This window comes from Phenylobacterium sp. (genome assembly GCF_036677185.1).
Classification (GTDB): domain Bacteria; phylum Pseudomonadota; class Alphaproteobacteria; order Caulobacterales; family Caulobacteraceae; genus Phenylobacterium.
Window position 1 is genome coordinate 188,596 of record NZ_JAKFEN010000018.1, and the last position, 23,085, is coordinate 211,680.

The window sequence follows — 23,085 nt, forward strand, 5'->3', positions numbered from 1 at the left end:
GCCGATGCTGGCTCTGATGATGGACCGGGCGCTGAGCCTGCCGTCGATCCTGGAATACGCCGCGACCTATCATGGCGACCGCGAGGTGGTGACCCGTACGCTCGAGGGGCCGATCCACCGCTACAGCTATGCCGACGCCTTGGTCCGCGCCAAGCGCATGGCCAATGCGCTCACGGCCCTGGGCGTGAAGCCCGGCGACCGGGTCGCGACCCTGGCCTGGAGCACCTATCGCCACTTCGAGCTCTACTACGCCGTCTCCGGGATCGGGGCGATCCTGCACACCATCAATCCCCGGCTGCATCCGGACCAGGTGGCCTGGGTGGCCAACCATGCCGAGGACTGCGTCCTGCTGTTCGACATCAGCTTCGGCGAGCTGGTGGGCGAGCTGGCGCCCAAGCTGCCGCTGGTGAAGACCTTCGTGGCCATGACCGACCGCGAACATCTGCCGGCGGAAGCGCCTGCCGGGACCCTGGTCTACGAGGAGCTGATCGAAGCCAATTCGCCGGACTTCGACTGGCCGGAACTGGACGAGCGGCAGGCCTCGGGCCTCTGCTACACATCCGGGACCACCGGCAATCCCAAGGGCGTGCTCTACGGCCATCGCTCAACGGTGCTGCACGCCATGGCCCTGGTGGCGCCCGACGCCTTCGATCTCTCGGCCCGCGACGCGGTCCTGCCCTGCGCCCAGATGTACCACGCCAACGCCTGGTGCACGCCCTACGCCGCCCCCCTGGTCGGGGCCAAGCTGATCCTGCCCGGACGCCACCTGGACGGGCCGTCGGTCTGCGAGCTAGCGGTGGCCGAGCAGGCGAGCTTCCTGCTGGGGGTGCCGACCATCTGGGTCGGTGTGCTCGATCACCTGGACAGGACCGGCCAGAAGCTCACCAGCGTGCGCAATGTCGCCATCGGCGGCTCCGCGCCCACAGCGAGCCTGATGCGCCGTGTGGAGGACCAGCTCGGGGCCACGGTGCGCCAGATCTGGGGGATGACCGAGACCAGCCCCATGGGGGTGATCAACACCCCGCTGCCGCGGCACGCCGCCGAGGACGCCGACGCCGGCTACGCCCGCAAGCTGAAGCAGGGCCGCGGCATGTTCGGGATCGATCTGCGGATCATGGGCGACGACGGAACCGTCCAGCCGCGCGACGGGGTCAGCGTCGGCGCCCTGCAGGTGCGCGGCCCGTGGGTCTCCTCGGCCTATTACAAGAACGACGGCGCCGAGGTGTTCCTGGAGGACGGCTGGTTCGACACCGGCGACATCGCCACCATCGATCCCGAGGGCTATCTGCGGCTCACCGACCGCGCCAAGGACGTGATCAAGTCGGGCGGGGAGTGGATCTCCACCCTGGACCTGGAGGACGCGGTCTCGTCCCACCCGGCCGTGGCGCTGGCGGCCGCCATCGGGGTGCCGCATCCCAAGTGGGACGAGCGCCCGCTGCTGCTGGTCACGCTGCGGCCGGGCCAGAGCGTCGACCCCGAGGTGTTGAAGGCCCATGTCGCCGAACGCGTGGCCAAATGGTGGACCCCGGACGAGGTGCGGATCGTCGATGAACTTCCCATCGGACCGACCGGAAAAGTGCTGAAACGCCAACTGCGTAACCAGATCGCCACCCTCTCCTGAAACAATCTTGGCCGGGAGCGAACCTGGCTTGCGATTCCGCGTTCAACTCCCACGTCTAGAGGGCAGGATCTGGGAGTTGCGGCTGTGGCGCGTAAGAGACCCAAGGGCGTGCTTTCCATGGGCTGGGCCGTGATCGAGGCGGCCGCCGCCGGACGAACGGAGCACGTTCCAACCTCCGACGACTATCCCGACACCGTGGTGCGCCGCATGCATTTCCACGCCGGCGCGGGCCTTGGCTGGAAGATCTCGGCCCTCACCACCCCGAGGACGAAGACCGCGCCCTGGAAGATCGTGGTGGTGACCGGGGCCCCGTCCTGGGCCGAGTACTGGGCGCCGGCCCTGGCCGCCCTGCCGCAGGACCGGGAGATGATCGTGGTGGACCGGCCGGGCTATGCCGGCTCCGAGCCGGTGGAATATGTCGGCGACATCCGCATCCAGGCCAGGGCGCTCGCCCCGCTTCTGGAGGCCAGGTTCGGCCAGAGGGTGCTGCTGGTCGGGCAGTCCTATGGGGCGGCCATCGCCTCCCTGATGGCGGCCGAGAACCCGCGCAAGGTGGCGGGCCTGGTCCTGCTGTCAGGCTATTTCGGCGAATCCGGCCCCACCGCCCGCTGGCTGCTCGACGTCGGCTCGCGCCTGCTGAAGTTCATCCCCCGCGATCTCCGCCACGCGGTGATGGAAGTGACCAACCAGCCGACCCAGCTGGACGGCATGCACGCAGCGCTCGCCCGCCTCCGGGTCCCGGTTCATGTGGTTCACGGGGACAAGGACGATTTCGCCCCCATCGAGATCGCCGAACGGTTGGTGTCGCAGACCCGCACTCGGCGCCCCATGCGCTTCGCGCGGGTGCCGGGCGCGACCCATTTCATGAACGAAGGGCCTACCGAGACCCTGTTGCAGCATATCGAGGCCTGCATTCCGCAGCCCGTCGTCCTCAAGCTGCCGAAGCTGCCTGGCCTGCCGAAACTATCCTCTTTCGGCTGGTTCAAGCCCCGCCCGGAGCGGCAGCGTCAGACCGCCGCACCGGCTTGAAGGGAACCTCCGGGCGCATCCCCTCGTTGTGCCCACGGTTGGCGGGGTAACCGAGGGAACATCTCAATGACGACCAAGCTTCTTCTGGCTGGCGCCGCTTTCGCCGTGCTCGCCTTCCCGGCCATGGCTCAGGCCCCGGCGGTTGCGCCCCCTGCGGGAGCCACGTCGGCGACGAGCGCCCTGCCGCCGGCCGCCACGCCGCCGGTCAATCCGGACCCGACCGCCGGCGCGGCGTCGAGTTCGGTCGGCGCTTCGGCCCAGGCCGATACCGGCACGGCCGCCAATACCTCGGCCACCGAGGCCGATCTGAAGACCGGCGCCACGGTCACCGACTCGACCGGCGCGGAAATCGGCAAGATCTCCAAGGTCACCAAGAAGGCGGACGGCAAGGCCCAGGTCACCCTGAGCGCCAACGGCAAGACCGTTTCGGTTCCGGCCTCCAGCCTCTCGGTCTCCGGCGGCGCCCTGGTCTCGAGCGCGTCCAAGGCCGACATCTGGGGTCCGAAGTAGACTCCATTCAGCGAACGAAATCCAAGGCCCTGGCTCGCGCCAGGGCCTTTTTCGTTTTCGCCGAATCCGGGCTTCGCCACGGAAAATCTCTTGGCCCGCGCCATCTGAACAGCGATAAGGTTGGCTCGCGAATGCTGCGGCCATACCGCGACTTCGAGAAATCAGCCCCCTGGGGGCGCCGGTTAGGGGAAACGCCGTCATGAAGGCCGCAGTGCTGCGCGAAGTGGGCAAGCCGCTTCAGATCGAAGACGTCCAGATCAACAAGCCCGGCCCGCACGAGGTGCTGATCCGCACTAAGGCCGCCGGCCTTTGCCATTCCGACCTGCACTTCATGGAGGGCTCCTATCCGCATCCGCTGCCGGCGGTGCTGGGCCATGAGAGCGCCGGGGTGGTCGAGGCGATCGGCTCGGAAGTTCGCACGGTGAAGGTCGGCGACCACGTCATCACCTGCCTGTCGGCCTATTGCGGCCACTGCGAATCCTGCCTGACGGGCCACCTGTCGCTGTGCGTCTCGCCCGAGACCAAGCGCGGTCCGGACGACGAGCCGCGGCTGTCGACGGCCAACGGCCCGATGATCCAATACCTGAACCTGTCGTCCTTCGCCGAGCAGATGCTGATCCACGAGCACGCCTGCGTGGCGATCCGCAAGGACATGCCTCTGGACCGCGCCGCCCTGATCGGCTGCTCGGTGATGACCGGGGTGGGCGCGGCGATCCACACCTCCAATGTCCGGCCGGGCGAGACCGTGGCGGTCATCGGCCTCGGCGGGGTCGGCCTGGCGGCGGTGAACGGCGCGGCCATCGCCGGCGCCGGCCGCATCATCGCCATCGACATGGTCGCCTCGAAGGGCAACCTGGCCCGGGAGTTCGGCGCCACCGACTTCATCGACGCCTCCCAGACCGACGCGGTCAAGGAAGTGATCGAGATGACCAAGGGCGGGGTCCACCACTCGTTCGAGGCCATCGGCCTCAGCAAGACCGCCGAGCAGGCGTTCAACATGCTGCGCCGGGGCGGCACCGCCAACGTCATCGGCATGATCCCGGTCGGCCAGACCATCACTCTGATGGGCGCCGCCTTCCTCGGCGAGAAGCGTATCCAGGGCTCGCTGATGGGCTCCAACCGCTTCCCGGTCGACATGCCCCGGCTGGTCGACTTCTACATGTCGGGCAAGCTGAAGCTGGACGAGATGGTCTCCCAGCGTATCAAGCTGGACCAGGTCAACGAGGGCTTCGCCGAGATGAAGAAGGGCGAGCTGGCCCGGTCGGTCATCGTCTTCGACTGATCGAATTCGACAGAAAGAATATGGAAAAACCCTCCGCCTTGGCGGAGGGTTTTTTGTTTTCGGATTGTCGATTTGGAACAATCGTCATGGTTAAGTCATTGTTAACCCTAGAAAAACCTGTGAGGGAGTGAAACCCCCGAGCCCGCCGGGGGTTCCCCATCCTGCGGTGGCGTCGCTCGAAGGGGACTTCCCAAAATATGTCACGGGACCACGACGAAGAAATACTGGCGGTCGCACGCCTGTGGGAGGAACGGTTCGGCGAACCGCCGCCCATCCTCACCGATCCGGACCTGATGCGCTCGGTGATGGACGGCACGTACGACGAAGCAGCGTAGGGACTACTCGACGAAGAAGCCCAACAGGGCCGGTCGCACATAGGCCTCCATCAGCCCGGTGACGTCGCCGGGCTGGTTGCGCCAGTCCAGCGCCAAGGAGGCGTTGAACACCACGAGCACGAGTTGGGCGGCCAGCAGCGGATCCACCGCCCGGACCGAGCCTTCGGCCACGCCGTCGGAGATCAGGCCCGCGAACGAATGGCCGATCTGCTGGAAGCGGATCAACACCCTGCGGCGCATGGCGTGGGGCACGGCGGCCAAGGCGGGGTGGCGGAGCATCCGGCCGCCCTCGGCCGAGGCCTGGTGCATCGCCAGGGACACGGTGGCCAGCCACAGGCGCTCCCAGCCTGTCGTGCCGACGGCCAGGGCCCGGCGCTTGGCGTCGTCGACCAGTTCGAAGGTGCGGGCGAAGCAGGCGGCGGCCAGCTCATCCTTGTCGGCGTTGTGGTGGTAGAACGAGCCCTTGGTGACCTTCAGCTCGGCCGAGATCTTGTCCACCGAGGCGCCGCGATAGCCCTCGCGGTTGATCAGCTTGGTGGCCGCCACCAGGAAGCGGTCGCGGGTCACCTCGTCGTTCTGCGCAACGGGCGAGCCCAGGGGCAGCAGGGGCAGGTCGGGCCAGACCTGGCCCTCGCCGGCCAGGCCGTCAATCATCACGTCGGCGACGCGGGCGGCGACCCGGCCATAGTCCTCGGGTTCATAGCTGTCGAGCCAAGTGTCGGACCAGGTGAGCTGGAACACCACCAGCCGCGAAAGAGCCTGGCGCCGCGCCGGGGTGATCCACGGCATGTCGGGGCTCTTCATCAGCCGGCCGATGCGGATATAGAGGCCGGTGAAGGCCTCGATCAACGGCTGGTGCTGTTCGCCCTCGATCAGGGAGATCTCGCTGAAGGGCGCCAGGGGGATCTCCTGGCCCAGCGCCACCCGGCGGCGGGTCTCGTAATAGGCGGTGACGAAGGCGCGCAGGCGCGCGGCGGGCGTGGTCTGGACCTCGGCCTGCTCCAGCATGGCGTTGAACCGCGCCATGGTCTCGTGCAGCACCGCGGCGGCCAGATCTTCCTTGCGCTTGAAATAGTAGGTCAGGCTGACCGGATGCAGGTCCATCCGCTTGGCCACGGCCGCCAGGGTGAAACCGCTGACCCCGTGGTCGTTGAAGACCTTGGTGGCGGCGGCCATGATCGCGTCCCGTTTGGCCGCGTAGCGCGCGCGGGCCTTGGGCTGGACGGCTGCGGTCAAGTTGGATTCTCCGCCGAAAACATCACAAGAAGCGCGACCTTAGTTCGGCGCGATCCGGGTTGAAAGCTACCGCAACGGGAAGTCGCTCCAGGGGCGCCGGCTTCGCAACAGGTCGTTGTGAAGCCCCGACCCAGGGTTGGCGGGTTGGCGCCCGATTGGCTTCCGTCGAGGTCTTCGTGGTTCGATACAGCCTTCCCAGCGCCGCGGGACTTACGCACGCTTGGCTTGCATCCGAAACCGTCAGATCGGCCCTGGGCGCGGCGCAAGCAATCCGGAGACCATGCGCGCGAGGGCCGGCACAGTGATCGGCTTGCGGGCGATCAGGGCGTCATCGACGCCTTCCAGGGCCAGGGTATCGGCATAGCCGCTGCAGAACACCACCGGCAGGCCGGGACGTAGGGCGCGCGCGCGTCGGGCCACTTCGGCCCCGTTCATCTCCGGCATGGCGTAGTCGAGCACCAGGGCGTCGGGCGCCTCGCGCGCCAACGCCACCAGGCCCGAAGGACCATCCGCCGCCTCGAAGACCTGGAAACCCTGGAGGCGGAGGCCATCGACCAGGACCTGGCGCACAGCGTCGTCGTCGTCCACCACCAGCAACCGGACACCGGCCGCGCCTTCTGGGCTTCCGTTGAGCTCAGTCTTGTCGATCGCGGGCGATTCGGTCGCCGATGGTTCCGCCAGCGGCAGCCGGATCCGAATGGTTGCGCCGGCGCCAAGAGTGCTTTCGATCCCGACCTCGCCGCCGCACTGGCTCGCAAACCCATAGACCTGGGCGAGGCCGAGGCCAGTGCCCTTGCCGCGTTCCTTGGTGGTGTAGAACGGCTCAAGCGCCCGTGCGAGCGTCTCGTCCGACATCCCCACGCCGCTGTCGCGCAGCCAGACGGCGATGATCTCCGGGCTGTCGCCGGTCGCCACCTCGCGGGCCACGCCCAGGGTCACCTCGCCGCCATCGGGCATGGCGTCTCGCGCATTGATGGTGAGGTTGATGACGGCCAGTTCGAGCTGGTCCGGGTCGGTCATCGCCCAGGCGCCGTCCATCGGCAGGTCAAGTTTCAACGAGATGGTGGGGCCAAGGGCCTGGGCGAAGATCGGCGCGGCGTTCCGAAGCGCTCCACAGACGTCGATCGGCCGCAGGTCGAACCGTTGCGTGCGCGAGAACGCGAGCAGCTGGTTGGTGACCTTGGCGCCACGCTCGGTCGCCTGGCGCGCGCCGTCGATGTACTTCCGCCCAGCGTGGTCCGGGTCCAGCTTCTTGTCGAGCAGGTGCAAGGCGCCGTCGATGGCCATCAGCAGGTTGTTGAAGTTATGTGCGACCCCGCCGGTTAGCCGCCCGATCGCCTCCATCTTCTGGGCTTGCATCAGCGCCTGCTCGGCCTTGAGACGCTCGGCCGTCTGCGCTTCGAGGTCCCGCAAGGCGGTCTCCAGCGCCGCGGTCCGTTCGCGTACGCTGTCCTGGAGGTCCCGGTTTTCAAGGCGTAGCTGTCGCGTGGTCAAGGCGCGCGCGAGGACGTGCACAATGTCCCCGACCTTGAACGGTTTGAGGACATAGTCGAGCGCGCCGGTCTTCATCGCCTCGACGGCCGTGCCGATCGTGCCCTCGCCGGTCATGATGACGCCGACGATCGCAGGATCACGCCGACGCGCTTCGCGCAGCAGCTCGAGGCCGCTCATCCGCGGCATGGTGAGATCGGCGAGCAGCACCTCGAACGGGCTCGCCTGCAAGGCGTCGAGGGCCGCGTTCACATCGGTGAGCCCAACGGCCTCGTACCCTTGGAGACGCAGCGTCTGGCAGAGCGCGGCCACGATCGCCGGATCGTCGTCGACAATGAGGATGCGGGGTTGATGCGGAGCGGACACCGTCACGCGCCGCCCGCCATTCGGAGCTCACCCGCCAGCGCGGCCGGACAGTGCCGCGCCAGGGCCTCGCGGATTTCGCCGAGTTTGGGCGGTTTGCTGAGCACCTGGTCCACGTGCGGAGGGAGATCGGCCTCGGCGATCAGGCCCTGGCCCCAACCGGTCAGCAGCAGCACCGGGGTTGAGGGCGAGAGGGCCTTTATCTCCGCCGCCACCTTGCGGCCGTCGACATAAGGCATACCCAGATCGGTGATCACGGCGGCGAAGGCTTCACCGCGGGCTTGGGCTGCGCGGAAGGCCTCGATCCCGGCTTGGCCGTCGTTGGCGATGACGATGAGGTGCCCGTCGGTCTGGAGCGCATCGCCCAGCGCCTTCAGCAGCACGGGATCGTCGTCCACCAGCAAGAGGCGCAGCCGCGGAAGCGGCGTCGCCGGGCCCGCGCTCTCGGACGCCGCGGCTGGTATGTTGGCCGGCGCCGGGAAGCTCAGGCGAGCGGTCGTGCCGGTCCCGGGCGCGGAGCGGATGTCCATCTCGGCGCCGTGCCGCTGGACGACACCGTAAACCATCGCCAGCCCCAGGCCGGTGCCGCGCTCGCCCTTGGTGGTGAAGAAGGGCTCCAGGCATTGCAGGCGCGTGGCCTCGTCCATGCCGACGCCGTCGTCCTCCACCTCGACCTCGACAATGCGGGCGCCTCCGCCGGCAGCGGCCACCTTGGTCCGCAGGGTCAGCGTGCCGCCGTTCGGAACCGCATCGATGGCGTTCAGGACGAGGTTGATCAGCGCCTCGCGGATCTCGCTCTCCACGCCCATGACCAGGGGCAGATCGGCAGCGAGCTCGGTTTGTACTTCAACGACCGTCCCTCGCTGCATGGCCATGTCGCTCCACCGCGCCTTGGTGAGGTCCATGACCTGCTGCATCAGCTCGTTGAGCTTCACCGTCGTCAGGGCCAGCTGCGGTTCGCGCGGACGGTAGAATTCCCGCATTCGCGCGATCGTCTGGGTCACGTCCTCCACGGCGCGCTGGATGACCTGCAGGTTTCCGCGGGCGGTGGGGCTGAGGCCGGTTTCCGTCTCGAGCATGGAGTCGGTGTAGAGCGCGACCGGCGAGAGCGCATTATTGATGTCGTGGGCGATACCGCTGGCCATCTGGCCGAGCGCACGCAGGCGCTCCTGCTGCATCACCGCCTGCTGCGACTGGCGTAGGTCGTCGTAGGCGTGCTGCAGGGCGTCGTAGAGCTGGGCCTGGTGTATGGCGAGCGCAGCGTGCTCGCTCAGCTGTCGCAGAAACTCGCACTCGCCGCTCACGAATCCCTGCGCCTGGAAGCGCGCCACGACCAGGACGCCGAAGACCTTGCTTTCGATCTGCAGGGGCGCGGCGACCAGCGAGCGGAGGCCGCCCCCGGCAAGCCGCTTGGGGAACGGGAAATCCAGATCGGCGATGTCCGGTTCATAGACCAACTGGCCTTGCACACAGCGCGACAGGCCGTTCTCGTCGATGTCGACCCGCGCCCGCACGGGCATCGCCAGGTCGAGGGCGAGCGGCTGGCTGCCCACGCCGACGGCCGCGACCGTCAACACCCGGTCCAGGCCGTCATAGAGGCACAGGCATGCGAAATCGGCCGGCAGCTGGGCTTCGATGCTGCGGACCACGACCTGGAGGATACTCTGGACATCCTGGCGCTCGCCGATCGCGCGGGTGACTTCGTCGAGCAGAGCCAAGCGTTCGAGTTGGGTTCGCAGCTTGGCGTCCGCCTGCTGGCGTTCGGTGATGTCCCGAACGAAACCGGCGAAGGTGACCGCCTCGCCCGTGCGGATCTCCGTGATCGCGAACTCGACCGGGAACTCATGACCGTCCCGATGCAGCGCGGCGATCTCGATGCGCTTGTTGAGGAGGGATGTCGCGCCGGTGGCGAGGTAGCGGTCCAGTCCCTGCCGGTGGGCCTCGCGATAGCGCTCCGGCATGATCGTCGCCTCGACGGTCTGGCCCACGGCCTCATCACGGGTCCAGCCGAAGACCTGCTCCGCCTGCGGGTTCCAGTCGGTGATCACGCTCGCGCTGTCCATCGTGACCACCGCGTCGAGCGCCGTCTCGACGATGAGGCGCATGCGCTCCTCGCTTGCGGCGAGAGCGTCCTGGGCGCGCTTCTGTTCGGTGACGTCGGTCGAGATCCCGAACACGCCGTAGGTTTGGCCGGTGTCGTCCCGGAGGGGAGCCTTCACCGAGATGTAGGCGTGGGACCCGTCGTCCTGGGGCGCGACCTCCTCCTCCGTGAGCGGCGCATCAGCCGCGGCGACACGCGCATCCATCGCTCGGAAGGTCTCGGCGATCTCCCTTGGGAAGATGTCGTGGTCCGTCCTGCCGACCATCGCGTCGCGGTCGACGTGGAAGATGTCGGCGTAGCGGCGATTGACCATCAAGTACCGCCCCGCGAGGTCCTTGACGTAGATGACGGCCGGGCTGTTCTCGACCACAGCTTCGAGCAGTTGCTGGCTTTGCCGGCGCGCTTTCATCTCCGCTTCGAGTTCGGCTGTCCGCTGCAGCACGCGCTGATCCAGCTCCGCGTTCAGCCGGGCGAGCCGGGCTTCCGCAAGGATGCGCTCGCGCGTCTCGCGCGAGGCCATCTGCATCACCGTGAGGAAAAGGACCAGGTAGCCCGAGATCCGCCCCAGGTGGGCGACCATCGCCTGCCCGTCGTGGGGCGCTCTCGAATAGAGCATGACGATATTGGCCGCCGCCAGGGTGGCCGCCATCCATGCGACCGGTCGCAGCAGCGGGTCGGCCGAGCGAGTCCGCCAGGCCGCCGCACAGACCGCCGCCCAGAGCAAAGGCGCCGCAATCAGCGCCGGGCGGGTGATCCCCAGCGGCCCGGGCGGCAGGTAGGTCGGAGCGAGCTGGAAAACGGCGAACAACGCCGCCGCCAGGGCGACGATCGCCACGGCGTATCCGCCGAGGCCGACGCCGCCGCGCCGGAGCAGAAAAAGGGCCGCCGCGATTGAGAGCGGCAACAGGTGTGTGGACGGCGGCCAGGTCGCGGGCCGCAGGACACCCTTCGCCTGCGCGATCACCGCCAGCGGTCCGGACCACTCGACCGTCACCAGGACATGGACGAGGTTCAACACCAACGTCGCCGTGAAGCCGATGGCGACCCACTTTGGGAATGGCCGCGCGGACTGAACCCCCATGTCCCACAGCAGCAGCGCCAGGATCCCTGACAAAAACGCCAGGCCGGTGTCCAAGATGGTGTGGAGGTCGGGGTAGTCCGCTCGGCCGACCGCCAGCAGCGCCCCGCCAATGAGAAAAAAAGCGACCAGCACGACGCCCGCGGCGCGGGGCAGAACCACGGCGTCGGAGGTTTGCGTCATGCCGTCCAATCCAAGTCGCCCGAAGACTTCCGCTGCGTCGACCCCGCAGTGGCTGGGACCACCTTGCGCGGCCGGAACACGTGGACACTGCAATGGTGAAGTTCGACAACTCCAGAGCGTATCACAGTAACGGCTGGCGCCTATTGGAGATGGCCGGGCGCCCAAATTTGATTGCGTGCACGCGGCGCTGGTCATCACGCGTGGAGCGCGCCATCGCCTCGCGGACACCCGCAGCGGAGGCTGAACCCAGGCGGTCGCCTGGGAGAAGGCCGCACAGCGCCTTCATGAGGACGTGGAAATGATCGGCTTGGCCAGGCGCCGCCGGGCGCACGCCGAAGTCGCGCCCTAGCGGCGCAGGCCCACGCGGTCGGTCTCGGCCAGGGCCAGCTTCTGGGTGTCGGCTTCCTGCTCGGCTTCCTCGCCGCGCACCATGCGGTCGATGCGGTTCTTCTGGGCGCGGAAGGCGGCGAGTTCGGAGCCGGCCAGGACCGTACCCTGAGGCACCTTGGCGCCGACGGGGTTCACCCGCTTGCCGCCCTTCCAGATCTCATAGTGCAGGTGAGGGCCGGTGGAGGCGCCCGTGGAGCCGACATAGGCGACGACCTGGCCCTGGCGGACCCGCGTGCCGGGCCGCACGCCCTTGCCGTAGCGCGAGAGGTGGGCGTAGCCGGTCTCCCAGCCGCCCGAGTGGCGGATGCGCAGCCAGTTTCCGTAGCCACCCCAGCGGCGCGCCTCGACCACCACCCCGTCGCCCGAGGCGACGATGGGGGTGCCGGAGCCGGCCCCGAAGTCGATGCCCTGGTGCATGCGATTGAAGCCCAGGATCGGGTGGCGGCGCATGCCGAAGCGGCTGGTCATCCGCGCCCCGTCGACCGGGGTGCGCAGCAGGAAGCCTTTGATGTTCTTGCCCGTCGCGTCGAAGTACTGGACCTCGCCGCCGGCCCGGTTGAAGCGGTAGAATTCGATGCCCTTGATCGAGGCGTATTCCAGCTCGCCGGTGCCGATGGTGCGGCCGCTCTCGGTGACCGTGCGGTCGAAGACCAGGGTGAAGTCGTCGCCGGGCTTCAGGTCGCGGTCGAAGTCCACCTTGTGGGCGAAAAGCTTGACCATGCTGCCGACCATCGAGGGGTTGGCGCCCAGCCGCGAGGCGCTCTCGTAGAGCGAGCCGGTGATCTCGCCGCGGGCGACCATCTGCTCGTCGCGGATCTTCTCCTCCATCTCGCGCAGGCGCATGGCGCCGTCGAAGGTGCGAGACAGGGTGATGGAGTTGGCGGGGCCCGTGCGCAGCGACAGACCGACCAGGCGGGCGGGGCCACGCTGGCCGCGCGGGTGGGCGACGGCGGCGTCGAAGGCCATGCCGGCCTTGATGTGAACGGTGTCCATGGCCTCGCCGAGCGCCTCGACGGCCTGGCGGGCTTCATCCGGGGCGACCCCGGCGCGCTGGACGGCGTCCTCGAAGGTTTCGCCGCGCTGGATCTTGACCGGGATGCTCTCGGGCCGGGTGAAGCCCGGCTGGGCCTCGGCCTGGGTGAAGGCGGCATGCTGCAGGGCCGCGATGGCGGCGGGGTCGAGCGGCGGCTTGGCGGGGGCCAGGCTTTCCGTGGCGGTCAGGCGCCAGCCCAGGGCCAGGGCGGCCAGGCCGGCCACGCCGACCATCAGGCGAGGCGTGACGCGGAAGGTCGGACGTCGCGGATCGAACTCTTGCAATCTAAGCCCCCACAATACTGACGACGCCCCCGGCCCGGATCGCGAGCCTTCTAGACGGGTGTCGAAAACGATGCGTCCGGCGGCAGGGTAGCGTGTCCCGGGCCTCCACATCGTCAACGGGTTTGGTTAATCCCGGGTAAGTCTTTTCCGTGATTGGCGCGACGGATTCGCACGGCCGTTAGAGCAGACCCAGGACCAGTTCGGCAGGACGGCACAGCGCCGCACCCTTGGGCGTGGTGACGATCGGGCGGTTCACCAGGATCGGGTCCATGATCATCGCCGCGATGATCGCCTCGTCCGAGGTCGAGGGATCGGTGAGCCCCATCTCCACGGCTCGCGTGCCGCGCTCGCGCAGGATCTCGCGGGCGCTGACCCCCATCTTCAGGGTCAAGGCTTCCAGCTGCTGGCGGCTCCAGCCCGTGGTCAGGTACTCGACGACGGTGGGCTCCAAGCCCTTGTCGCGCAGCAGGGCCAGGGTGTTGCGCGAGGTCCCGCAGTCGGGGTTGTGATAGATGACGATGTCGCTCATCCGACCCTTCTAGCCCGCCCGGCCTACCAGGTGAACCGCCGAGACGCCGCCGCGACCGTCGCGCTGTCCGTGTCGAAGGCCATCACGTCCGCCGGTCTGGGCGGCGGCGGCTTGGCGTCCGCCGGCCAGGTCTCGGTGGTCGTGGCGTAGCGGACCTCCACACCGCCCGGGCCGCCGGCGCGGAAGGCGACGGTCACGCCCTGCGGCGCGCTCTGCCACCGGACCCGGGTCCATTGGCCGGCCTTGTCCAACGCCTTCACTGGCCGGCCGTTCACGCTCACGCTGGTCAGCGCCGTCGAGGGTTTCAGATCCAGTGCGGCGATCCGAGCGCCGGGCGGCAGGGTGAGGCTCAGGCTCTTGGCGCCGTCGGGTCCGGCCGTGAAGGCCAGGGTGGGACCGGCCACCTTGACGGGCTTGGCCGGCGCGACCCGCAGCTCGCGCCGATAGATGAGCGGCAGCTTCTCCCTGCTGATTTCGCCGCCGTCGGCGGTCAGGACCTGGCTGGCCCAGGGCGTGATGTCCGGCGTACGGCTGACCCGCAGGGCGCGGTTGGCGTCGAGGTCCACATAGTAGAGCACCTGGCTCGCCCGTGGATGGCGCGTGCTCCACGGCGGATCGTGGCGCACCACGGCGACCACCACGAAACCCAACAGCAGGATCGCCAGGCCCAAGGTGCGGGCGTTCTTCTCGTTCTCCAGGGGCTGGACCAGGGGCCAGATCACCATGGCCGCCAGCCAGACGATCAGGGCCAGCAGCTCGGGCAGGTCCAGACCCTGGAAGATGCCGTGGCCGAAGCCCAGCAGCCAGCTGAGGGCGAAGGCCCCGAGCGCCGCGATGAGCGTCAGGCCCGCCCCCGACCGGCGGGCGCCGAGCGCGCTCAGCGCGGCGGCCGCGGCGCCGATTGTCAGGGGCCAGGCGACCAGGAAGCCGGCGGGGGCGGCGACAACCTGCAGCCCGGCGGCGGCGAGCAGACCGCTGATCAGCAGGCCGGTCCAGGCGCCGGCCACGCCGGTCGGTCGGCCGAAGCTCGCCAGGGCCAGCACCGCGCCCGCGGCGCCCAGGCCCGCGCCGATCGGGTCCCAGCCGGCGAAGATCGAGCATCCCAGGCCCGCGGCCAGAGCCAGCACCGCGGCGGCCAGTCGCATGCGTCCGCGTCCGGCCGCCGCCGCGGCGGTGACCAGGGCGCCGACGCCCAAGATCAGGACGGCGATCTCCCAGCGGTTGATCTGGGCCAGCAACACCCGTTGCTCCATGAAGCCGAAATCGGCGCCGGTCGCCCGGCGACCCAGGCGCAACAGCGCCGCGGAGATCGCGATCAGGTAGAGGGCCGCGCCAAGGCCCTTGGCCACGTCGAGCCAGGGCAGGGCCCCGGCGCGCCGCGCCTGCCAGACGCCTAGGCCGAGCAGGATGACGGCCAGGGCCAGGACCGCCCAGCCGGCGGGCTGGGGATAGGCCAGGATGTGGTCGCCGAAGGTGTTGGCGTAGACCAGGTCAGGCGCCTTGCCGGGCAGGGTCTCGGCGAAGGCGAGTTCGCGGGCCGCCGAAAGGGTCTGCACGCCCATGTGCTGCAGCGAGCCCTTGTCGAGGTTCGCCGGCGTGGAGGTGGGAGAGTGGTAGTCGAACTGGCGGCCGATGAAGGCGTAGTTCAGCCCCGGTACGCCGGCGGCCTTCGACACCGTGAAGTCGGTGTCGTTGGGCATCTGTTCGTACAGGAACACGGTCAGGGACGAGGAGGCCGGAGAGACCGCCGTCCTGCGGAAGAGGTCGATCACCTGGCCGTTCTGGGGGCCGGTCTGGAACATCTGCGCCCGGCCGCCGCCGCCACGCGCCTCCATGTTGATGACGAAGCCGATGCGCTTGGCCAACGGGTGGTCGGCGAAGAAGGCCTCGGCGCCCAGCAGGCCCGCCTCCTCGCCGTCGGTGATCAGCAGGACCACGTCGCGGGCGGGCCGGCCCCTGGTCTTCAGGGCGCGAACGATCTCCAGGGCTGTGGCCACGCCGGTGGCGTCGTCGGCCGCGCCGGGGGAGCCCGGGACGCTGTCATAGTGGGCCATGATCGCCAGGGCCGGGGCGGTGCGGTCGGCGCCGGGCAGGACGCCGATCAGGTTCTCCACCCGGCCGCCGACGACATAGACCTCCTCGCCGAATTCGTGGCGGGCCGCGGCGTCCGCGACCTGGACCTGGGTCTCCAGGCCGAGCGCGGTCATGCGGCGGAGCAGGTAGTCGCGCGCCTTGGCGTTCGCTTCCGAGCCGATGGGGTGCGGCGTCCGGGCGATGGCGACCACGTCGGGCAGGGCGCGGGCGGCTGAAAACTCGGCCTGGGGCGCGGTGATCGGGGCGGGCGGCGGCGTCTGCTCGAAACGCCAGGCCAGGCCCAGGGCGACGGCCAGGCAGACGGCCAGCGCGATCAGTCTTCCCACGGCCCCGCCTCCCCAGCGATATCAGTGGGGCGCAACCTAGCCGGTCCTTGCGGCTAAGCGAAGCGGGAGGGCGGAGTGTGAGGCGATGCGGTTCAGCTTCCTCCTCTCCACCCGCCTTTCGGGGGGAGAGGAGGCGAATGCTCGCCGCCTCAGGGCGCGGACTGGCAAAAGAAAACGCCCGCCGGAAGGAGCGGCGGGCGTTCGGGTCTTTCAGAGGTGTGGGCGGGGCTCTCAGGCCGCGACCTGGCCCTCTTGCGGGTCGCGCAGCACGTAGCCGCGGCCCCAGACGGTTTCGATGTGGTGCTTGCCGTCGGCGGCCGCGGCCAGCTTCTTGCGCAGCTTGCAGATGAACACGTCGATGATCTTCAGCTCGGGCTCGTCCATGCCGCCATAGAGGTGGTTCAGGAACATTTCCTTGGTGAGCGTCGTGCCCTTGCGGAGCGAGAGCAGCTCCAGCATCTGGTATTCCTTGCCGGTCAGGTGGACGCGGCTGTTGTTCACTTCGACGGTCTTGGCGTCGAGGTTGACGGTGATGTCGCCGGTCTTGATGACCGATTGGGCGTGGCCCTTGGAGCGACGGACCACCGCATGGATCCGGGCGACCAGCTCATCCTTGTGGAAGGGCTTGGTCATGTAGTCGTCGCCGCCGGCCCCGAAGGTCTTCACCTTGGTGTCGATCTCGGCGGTGCCGGACAGGATCATGATGGGGGTGTTGATCTTCGCCACCCGCAGGGTGCGCAGCACGTCCATGCCGCTCATGTCGGGCAGGTTCAGGTCGAGCAGGATCAGGTCGTAGTCGTAGATCTTTCCGAGATCGACGCCCTCTTCGCCCAAATCCGTCGTGTAAACATTGAAGCCTTCGGACTTCAGCATCAGCTCGATGCTCTGCGCCGTGGCGCTGTCGTCCTCAATCAATAGTACGCGCATCTGTTCCTCCTCGAACGGTAGCGCTAGTTTCCCTGGGAATCTGGGAATCCGCCTCGACCCTCGCCGTTAACTTGCCAGCGAGTTAATTTAAGACCGGTTAATAGTGAAAGGCCTCTGCCAGAATCGTTAACTCGTTTTGGGAATCGCCAGCAAGGGCGGGCGTTGGACAGGGAGTCGCAGGGGCGTTGAATCTTTCGTGATTGGACATCGTTAACGAATGAGCCTTCCGGCAAAGCTTGCGATTTTAACGCGTGCGCGGGGTTGTACGGGCCCGCGGCGAGGCAATCTTCATCGCGGGTTAACGGCGTTGGGCGGATTCTCGACTTGCTCAACTCCGCCCTGGGATTCCAGCCTTTGCGTAGCCTCGTCGCCGCCGTCGAGCGGATCGATCCCCTGACCGTCTCCGGCCGCGTGGCGGCCGTGAACGGCCTGTTGATCGAGGCCCGCGGCGGATTGACCCGACTGGCCGTGGGCGCCCGCGCCGAGATCGAACGCCGCGCCGACAAGCCGCTGGCCGCCGAGGTGGTGGGCTTCCGCGAAACCCGCGCCCTGCTGATGCCCTTCGGTCCGGTCGAGGGCGTGGCGCCCGGCGCCGAGATCCGCATCGAGCCCATGGGTTCGGCCGTGCGTCCGACCACCGCCTGGCTCGGCCGCATCATCGACGCCTTCGGCGAGCCCATCGACGGCAAGGGGCCCCTGCCGCAGGGCATCGTCCCCTACGCCCTGCGCGCGGCCCCGCCGGCCGCCCACGCGCGCGGACGGGTCGGCGCGCGCCTGGACCTGGGCGTGCGCTCGATGAATGTCTTCACCACCTGCTGCCGCGGCCAGCGCCTGGGCGTGTTCGCCGGCTCCGGGGTCGGCAAGTCGGTGCTGCTGTCCATGCTGGCCAAGGAGGCCGACTGCGACGCCGTCGTCGTGGGCCTGATCGGCGAGCGGGGCCGCGAGGTTCGGGAGTTCATCGAGGAGACCCTGGGCGAGGAGGGCCTGAAGCGCGCCATCGTGGTGGTCGCCACCTCCGACGAACCGGCCCTGAAGCGCCGCCAGGCCGCCTATATGACCTTGGCCATCGCCGAGTTCCTGCGCGACCAGGACCTGGAGGTCCTCTGCCTGATGGACTCGGTCACCCGCTTCGCCATGGCCCAGCGCGAGATCGGCCTGGCCGCCGGCGAGCCGCCGACCACCAAGGGCTACACCCCCACGGTCTTCACCGAGCTGCCCAAGCTGCTGGAGCGGGCCGGACCGGGGCCGGTGCGCCCCGACGGCACCACGGCCGCGCCGATCACCGGCCTCTTCACCGTGCTGGTGGACGGAGACGACCACAACGAACCCATCGCCGACGCCGTGCGCGGTATCCTCGACGGCCACATCGTCATGGAGCGGGCCATCGCCGAGCGCGGCCGCTTCCCGGCGATCAATGTGCTGAAATCGATCAGCCGGACCATGCCGGGCTGCCACGCCCCCAACGAGCGCGAGATCGTGAAGCTGGCTCGCCAGTCGCTCTCGGCCTACGCCAACATGGAGGAGCTGATCCGCATCGGCGCCTACCGCGCCGGGGCCGATCCGCAGGTGGACCGCGCGATCCAGCTCAACCCGGCGCTGGAAGCCTTCCTGGCCCAGGACAAGGACGAGAGCTCGACCATCGACGAGAGCTTCGAGGCCCTGTCGCAGATCCTGATGAGTGAAGCGACATGAGCTGGGCCCAATCCCTGATCAAGCTTTCGACCTATGAGGTGGAGGTGCTGCAGAAGCGCCTGGCGGAGATCGCCGACCGGCGACTGCAGGCGGAGATGAAGCTGGTCCTGCTCGAGGCCGAGGGCGAGGCCGAGGCCGAGAAGGGCCGGCAGGACGCCGAGCACGGCTGGTACCAGCTGGGCTTCCTGGAAGGGCTGCGCACCCGCAAGGCCCTGGCCCAGGCCGAGATCGACCGCATCGCCATCGAGGAGGAGGGGGCCCGCGACGCGCTGGCCTTGGCCTTCGAGGAACAGAAGAAATACGAGCAGGTGGCCGAGCGCATGCGCCTGGCCGACCTCAAGGAACGCGCCCGGCTGGAAACCGCCGCCATGGACGAGCTCGGCCTGCGCCGGGCCGCGGCAGGCGGGCGGTGACCCTCGATCGGCGGATCGTGCTGGGAGGCGGGCTGGCGCTCGCCGCCTGCGACCGCCGCGCCGACGCCCAAACTCCGATCGCGATCCCGTCCCTGCGCAGCGCCGCGGCCTTCCCGGTGGGGGTCTGCGTGCAGGAGGAACAGCTGGGCGATCCGAGCCTCGTGCCGCTGATCGCCTCCCAGATCTCCCAGCTCACGCCCGAGTGGGAGATGAAGATGGAGTACATCGTCAAGGACGACGGTTCCTTCCGCTTCGAGGCCCCCGACCGCATCGCCGCCTTCGCCAAGGCCAACGGCATGCGGCTCTTCGGCCATACCCTGATCTGGTACGCCCAGGTCCCCGGCGCCTTCGAGCGGCTGGACGGCAAGCGGATCAAATTCGGCGACGCCTATCGCAACTACATCCTGGCCGTGGCCGGGCGCTATCGCGGCCAGGCGGTGGGCTGGGACGTGGTCAATGAGGCCGTGGCCGAGGACGGGAACGGCTGGCGCGACAGCCTGTGGTCCCAGAAGCTGGGCAAGCTGCAGCACATGGTGCTGGCCTTCCAGCACGCCCGCGAGGCCGATCCCGACGCAGTGCTGTTCCTCAACGACTACAATCTCGAGAACATCCCGAGGAAGCGCGCCACCTTCATGAAGCTGGTCGAGGCCCTGCTGAAGGCCGGCGCCCCGATCGGCGGGGTGGGAACCCAGACCCACCTGGCGGCCGACCTGGCGCCCGGCGAGCTCACCAAGGCCCTGAAGGATTTGGCGAGCCTGGGCCTGGCCGTCCATCTGTCGGAGATGGATGTGTCGCTGACTCGTTCGCGCGGGGTGCTGAAGGACCGCGCCAAGCTGCTGACCGGCCAAGCGAGACTATACGCCGAGGCGGCGGAGGCCTTTTCCGGCCTGCCGGCGGCCCAGCGGTTCGCCTTCACCCACTGGGGGCTGCGCGACAAGGATTCGTGGCTGAAGCGGGAGAACCCGGCGGACGCGCCGCTATTGTTCGACGATGCGGGCCGGCCCAAGGCGGCCACGACCGCCTGGATCGGCGGGCTCAGGGCCTAGGGGTGCGGGCCTGCTCGGCCTCGGTGGCCTGGCGGATGGCGTGCAGGTCGTCGCTGAGACGGAACAGGGCCACATAGAGCTCGCAGAACGAGCGCCACAGCAGCACCAGGGCGGCCACCACCAGCAGACCGGCCACCAGGACCGGGACGGCCAGGATCACGCCGATCCAGCTTTCCTCGCGCAGGGCCACGCCGACCGCGGCGCCCACCATGCCGAAGGCCACCAGGGCGATCACCCCCAAGCCCGACCAATAGATCAGGTGGATGACCTGGTTGGTCATCAGCTTCTCGAAGGTCAGCAGGTCCCAGAAAATGGTCCCGCCCGGGCCGTTCCGGTTCTTGAAAGCAGGTGGCCGCATTCGTCATCCAACGCTCGGCGACGGACGATCGTCACCCTGGGGCCAAACCGCTACCAGCCGCCACGCCGGGCTGCAACGGGGCAGACGTCGCGGGCGACCTGACATTTGTCGCCCATTGCGTGTTAGCCTCCGCGTCATGGGAGAAGAAACAAGAACCATAGACATCGCCGACTGGCGCCTGGAACCCATCTCCGGCTCGGATCGCGAGCTTGTCGAACAGATCAGCCTGCCGCCTGAGCAGGAGGAGTTCGCAGGCTCGCTGGACGAGGTGTTCGGTCGGCTGAACGAGCCCGACGCCGTGGGCCTGGAGCAGGGCTTCGCGGTGGTCGCGCCCGACGACCGGGGCGTGGTGGGCTTCTTCGTGCTGCGCGAAGGCCTGCGCCGCCCGCCCTGGGCGCCGCCCGGCACGGTCAGCCTGCACAGCTTCCGGGTCCGACCCGGAATGCAGCGCCAGGGGGTCGGGCGCCGCTGCATCGCCCTGCTGGAAGACTGGTTCGCCCGTGAGCGGCCCGTCCAGCCCAAGCTCATGCTGGCGGTGAACGCACGCAACGAGGCTGCCATCGCCGCCTACCGGAAGATCGGCTTCGTCGACACCGGCCAGCGACACGAGGAAGGCGACAGCGCCCAGTTCATCTTCGTCAAGCCGCTGGCCTGAGCCGGCCTAGATCGAGCCCACGGTCTTCAGCCGGGCCTTGGGATGGATTTCGTTCTGGCTGAGCACCGGGGTCTGGCCGCGGAAGCGCTCGATGATCGAGCGGACATAGGGGCGGATCTGCGGGCTGGTCAGCAGCACCGCGCTCTCGCCGGCCAGGGCCGCGCGCTCGAAGCTCTCGCGAACCCCGCGGATGAAGTCCTGCAGACGTGACGGAGCGAGCGCCAGCTGCTTCTCGTCGCCAGTCCCGATCAAGGCGTCGGCGAAGGCGTTCTCCCACTCGGCCGACATGGTGATGATCGGCAGGGCGCCGTCATCGCCGCGATGGGCGAAGGAGATCTGGCGGGCCAGGCGGGAACGGACCTGCTCCACCAGCAGAACGATCGACTGGGTGTGCGGGGCGGCTTCGCCGACCCCTTCCAGGATGGCCGGCAGGTCGCGGATCGAGACCCGCTCGCGCAGCAAGGCCTGCAGGACGCGCTGCAGGGTGGTGGCGGTGACCACGCTGGGGATCAGGTCCTCGACCAGCTTCTTCTGTTCGCCCGGCAGGTCCTTCAGCAGCTTCTGCACCTCGGCGTAGGAGAGCAGGTCGGGCATGTTCTCCTTGAGGATCTCGGTCAGGTGGGTGGTCAGCACCGTGGCCGGGTCGACGATGGTGTAGCCGCGGAAGGTGGCCTCCTCGCGCAGGTTGTCGTCGATCCAGGTGGCGGGCAGGCCGAAGGCCGGCTCGCGCATGTGCTCGCCCGGAAGCTCCACTTGGCCGCCCGAAGGGTCCATGGCCATGAGCGCTCCCAGGCGCACCTCGCCCTGGCCGCCCTCCATCTCCTTGATGCGGATCATGTAGCCCTGGGAGGGCAGGCGCATGTTGTCGAGGATGCGCACCGCCGGCATGACGAAGCCGAAGTCGGCGGCCAGCGTCCGGCGCAGCGCCTTGATCTGGTCGGTGAGCCGGCGGCCCTCCATGTCGTTGATCAGCGGCAGCAGGCCGTAGCCCAGTTCGATCTTGATCTCGTCGATGGCCAGGGACTGGCTGATCGGCTCGTCCTCCGGCGCGACCGGGGCGGTGGTCGGCACCAGTTCGACGGCGTTGTAGGCCGCCTCCTGCGCGTCCTGCGATCGGCGCCAGGAGAGGTAGCCCGCGCCGGCGGCCAGCGCCGCGAAGGGGATGATCGGCATGCCGGGGATGAAGGCGATGACGCCCGCCGAGGCGGCGACCATGCCCAGCGCGATGGGGTTCATGGCCAGCTGGGTGACCAGGGCCTTGTCGGCCGAGCCGTCGACGCCCGCCTTGGAGACCAGGAAGCCCGCGGCGATCGAGATGATCAGGGCGGGAATCTGGCTGACCAAGCCGTCGCCGATGGTCATCAGGGTGTAGGTGGCCGCGGCCTGGCCGAGCGGAACCTTGTGCTGGACGACCCCGATCAGGATGCCGCCGATGATGTTGATGGCCACGATGATCAGGCCGGCGACGGCGTCGCCGCGCACGAACTTCGAGGCGCCGTCCATGGCGCCGAAGAAGGTCGATTCCTGCTCCAGCTCCTTGCGGCGCGTCTTGGCTTCGTCTTCCTCGATCAGTCCCGCCGACAGGTCGGCGTCGATGGCCATCTGCTTGCCGGGCATGGAGTCGAGGGTGAAGCGGGCGGCGACTTCGGCGATCCGGCCCGAACCCTTGGTGATGACCACGAAGTTCACGATCACCAGGATGGCGAAGACGATCACCCCGATGACGAAGTTGCCCCCCATCATCAGGTTGCCGAAGCCCTCGATGATCTTGCCGGCCCCGTGGGCGCCTTCGTGGCCGTGGCCGAGGATCAGCCGGGTCGAGGCGATGTTCAGCCCCAGCCGGTAGAGGGTGGTGACCAGCAGCACCGTCGGGAAGGCGGTGAACTCCAGCGGTTTCTTGATGAGCAGCGAGGTCATCAGGATCAGCACCGAGGTGATGATCGAGATGGCCAGCAGCATGTCCAGCAGGAACGGCGGGATCGGCAGGATCAGCAGGATGACGATGCCGATGACGCCGACGGCCATCGCCACCTCGCCCTTCATCAGCCAACCCAGCATCTGGCGCGGGCTGGGCCGTTCGGCGACGTATGATCCTGCGTTGGCCATGGA

At 68.6% G+C, this 23,085-nt stretch carries 18 protein-coding genes; 9 read left to right on the forward strand and 9 right to left on the reverse strand.

The window, feature by feature from the left end; translation table 11 throughout:
* The first annotated feature begins 4 nt into the window (after window positions 1–4).
* The 5 genes from V6M51_RS09380 to V6M51_RS09400 all read left to right on the forward strand — a co-directional run bounded on the left by V6M51_RS09380 (window position 5) and on the right by V6M51_RS09400 (window position 4,777).
* Entirely contained in the window at window positions 5–1,621 is a 1,617-nt protein-coding gene (locus V6M51_RS09380; protein ID WP_332766589.1) for a long-chain fatty acid--CoA ligase, read from the forward strand.
* An 84-nt stretch (window positions 1,622–1,705) separates the two neighbouring features.
* Window positions 1,706–2,650, forward strand: coding sequence for an alpha/beta fold hydrolase (locus V6M51_RS09385; RefSeq protein WP_332766590.1), 945 nt, complete (start codon window positions 1,706–1,708; stop codon window positions 2,648–2,650).
* 66 nt (window positions 2,651–2,716) lie between these two features.
* On the forward strand, window positions 2,717–3,160 hold the full coding sequence (locus tag V6M51_RS09390; protein WP_332766591.1) for a hypothetical protein: 444 nt from the start codon (window positions 2,717–2,719) through the stop codon (window positions 3,158–3,160).
* Between the two features lie 199 nt (window positions 3,161–3,359).
* Window positions 3,360–4,442, forward strand: a complete 1,083-nt coding sequence (locus V6M51_RS09395) for a Zn-dependent alcohol dehydrogenase (protein ID WP_332766593.1) — start codon at window positions 3,360–3,362, stop codon at window positions 4,440–4,442.
* A 197-nt stretch (window positions 4,443–4,639) separates the two neighbouring features.
* Entirely contained in the window at window positions 4,640–4,777 is a 138-nt protein-coding gene (locus V6M51_RS09400; RefSeq protein WP_305673895.1) for a hypothetical protein, read from the forward strand.
* Between the two features lie 3 nt (window positions 4,778–4,780).
* Here the strand turns inward: V6M51_RS09400 and V6M51_RS09405 are convergent, their stop codons facing one another.
* The 7 genes from V6M51_RS09405 to ctrA all read right to left on the reverse strand — a co-directional run bounded on the left by V6M51_RS09405 (window position 4,781) and on the right by ctrA (window position 16,812).
* Window positions 4,781–6,013 carry a TetR/AcrR family transcriptional regulator gene (locus V6M51_RS09405; protein ID WP_332766595.1) on the reverse strand — a complete coding sequence of 411 codons (1,233 nt, stop codon included), beginning with the start codon at window positions 6,011–6,013 and terminating at the stop codon, window positions 4,781–4,783.
* Between the two features lie 240 nt (window positions 6,014–6,253).
* Window positions 6,254–7,876 (reverse strand): response regulator, encoded by a 1,623-nt coding sequence (locus V6M51_RS09410; protein WP_332766597.1) that lies wholly within the window; start codon window positions 7,874–7,876, stop codon window positions 6,254–6,256.
* Complete coding sequence (locus V6M51_RS09415) at window positions 7,873–11,229, reverse strand: hybrid sensor histidine kinase/response regulator (RefSeq protein WP_332766599.1); 3,357 nt, start codon at window positions 11,227–11,229, stop codon at window positions 7,873–7,875. The genes V6M51_RS09410 and V6M51_RS09415 overlap by 4 nt, the downstream gene beginning before the upstream one ends.
* A gap of 345 nt (window positions 11,230–11,574) precedes the next feature.
* On the reverse strand, window positions 11,575–12,936 hold the full coding sequence (locus V6M51_RS09420; RefSeq protein WP_332766601.1) for a M23 family metallopeptidase: 1,362 nt from the start codon (window positions 12,934–12,936) through the stop codon (window positions 11,575–11,577).
* Between the two features lie 178 nt (window positions 12,937–13,114).
* Window positions 13,115–13,465, reverse strand: a complete 351-nt coding sequence (gene arsC / locus V6M51_RS09425) for an arsenate reductase (glutaredoxin) (RefSeq protein WP_332766603.1) — start codon at window positions 13,463–13,465, stop codon at window positions 13,115–13,117.
* A 23-nt stretch (window positions 13,466–13,488) separates the two neighbouring features.
* Window positions 13,489–15,885 carry a M20/M25/M40 family metallo-hydrolase gene (locus V6M51_RS09430; RefSeq protein WP_332766605.1) on the reverse strand — a complete coding sequence of 799 codons (2,397 nt, stop codon included), beginning with the start codon at window positions 15,883–15,885 and terminating at the stop codon, window positions 13,489–13,491.
* Window positions 15,886–16,116: 231 nt separating this feature from the next.
* On the reverse strand, window positions 16,117–16,812 hold the full coding sequence (gene ctrA / locus V6M51_RS09435) for a response regulator transcription factor CtrA (RefSeq protein WP_254836209.1): 696 nt from the start codon (window positions 16,810–16,812) through the stop codon (window positions 16,117–16,119).
* A gap of 354 nt (window positions 16,813–17,166) precedes the next feature.
* On the opposite strand from ctrA, the gene fliI reads away from it, so the two are divergent.
* Genes fliI through V6M51_RS09450 form a run of 3 tightly spaced genes read left to right on the forward strand, consistent with a single transcriptional unit; the run spans window position 17,167 to window position 19,963 of the window.
* Window positions 17,167–18,504, forward strand: a complete 1,338-nt coding sequence (gene fliI, locus V6M51_RS09440) for a flagellar protein export ATPase FliI (RefSeq protein ID WP_305677197.1) — start codon at window positions 17,167–17,169, stop codon at window positions 18,502–18,504.
* Window positions 18,501–18,917, forward strand: coding sequence for a flagellar export protein FliJ (locus tag V6M51_RS09445; RefSeq protein WP_332766609.1), 417 nt, complete (start codon window positions 18,501–18,503; stop codon window positions 18,915–18,917). Before fliI ends, V6M51_RS09445 begins: the two co-directional genes overlap by 4 nt.
* A complete protein-coding gene (locus tag V6M51_RS09450; protein WP_332766610.1) occupies window positions 18,914–19,963 on the forward strand; it encodes an endo-1,4-beta-xylanase in 1,050 nt (349 codons plus the stop codon). Before V6M51_RS09445 ends, V6M51_RS09450 begins: the two co-directional genes overlap by 4 nt.
* On the opposite strand, the gene V6M51_RS09455 is transcribed toward V6M51_RS09450, so the two are convergent.
* Window positions 19,953–20,321: a DUF4282 domain-containing protein gene (locus tag V6M51_RS09455; protein WP_332766611.1), complete on the reverse strand. Its 369-nt coding sequence runs from the start codon at window positions 20,319–20,321 to the stop codon at window positions 19,953–19,955. The genes V6M51_RS09450 and V6M51_RS09455 overlap by 11 nt on opposite strands.
* 136 nt (window positions 20,322–20,457) lie before the next feature.
* Between V6M51_RS09455 and V6M51_RS09460 the strand changes: the two genes are divergently transcribed.
* Window positions 20,458–20,976 (forward strand): GNAT family N-acetyltransferase, encoded by a 519-nt coding sequence (locus tag V6M51_RS09460; protein ID WP_332766612.1) that lies wholly within the window; start codon window positions 20,458–20,460, stop codon window positions 20,974–20,976.
* A 6-nt stretch (window positions 20,977–20,982) separates the two neighbouring features.
* On the opposite strand, the gene flhA is transcribed toward V6M51_RS09460, so the two are convergent.
* Window positions 20,983–23,082, reverse strand: a complete 2,100-nt coding sequence (gene flhA, locus V6M51_RS09465; protein WP_332766614.1) for a flagellar biosynthesis protein FlhA — start codon at window positions 23,080–23,082, stop codon at window positions 20,983–20,985.
* Between the last annotated feature and the right edge of the window lie 3 nt (window positions 23,083–23,085).

Excerpts from the sequence above, each read along its gene's own strand:
- V6M51_RS09445 (WP_332766609.1), top strand. The coding sequence starts at position 18,501 with ATGAGCTGGGCCCAATCCCTGATCAAGCTTTCGACCTATGAGGTGGAG.
- V6M51_RS09390 (WP_332766591.1), top strand. The coding sequence starts at position 2,717 with ATGACGACCAAGCTTCTTCTGGCTGGCGCCGCTTTCGCCGTGCTCGCC.
- V6M51_RS09400 (WP_305673895.1), top strand. The coding sequence starts at position 4,640 with ATGTCACGGGACCACGACGAAGAAATACTGGCGGTCGCACGCCTGTGG.
- ctrA (WP_254836209.1), bottom strand. The coding sequence starts at position 16,812 with ATGCGCGTACTATTGATTGAGGACGACAGCGCCACGGCGCAGAGCATC.
- V6M51_RS09415 (WP_332766599.1), bottom strand. The coding sequence starts at position 11,229 with ATGACGCAAACCTCCGACGCCGTGGTTCTGCCCCGCGCCGCGGGCGTC.
- V6M51_RS09380 (WP_332766589.1), top strand. The coding sequence starts at position 5 with ATGCTGGCTCTGATGATGGACCGGGCGCTGAGCCTGCCGTCGATCCTG.
- V6M51_RS09395 (WP_332766593.1), top strand. The coding sequence starts at position 3,360 with ATGAAGGCCGCAGTGCTGCGCGAAGTGGGCAAGCCGCTTCAGATCGAA.
- V6M51_RS09460 (WP_332766612.1), top strand. The coding sequence starts at position 20,458 with ATGGGAGAAGAAACAAGAACCATAGACATCGCCGACTGGCGCCTGGAA.
- V6M51_RS09455 (WP_332766611.1), bottom strand. The coding sequence starts at position 20,321 with ATGCGGCCACCTGCTTTCAAGAACCGGAACGGCCCGGGCGGGACCATT.
- flhA (WP_332766614.1), bottom strand. The coding sequence starts at position 23,082 with ATGGCCAACGCAGGATCATACGTCGCCGAACGGCCCAGCCCGCGCCAG.
- arsC (WP_332766603.1), bottom strand. The coding sequence starts at position 13,465 with ATGAGCGACATCGTCATCTATCACAACCCCGACTGCGGGACCTCGCGC.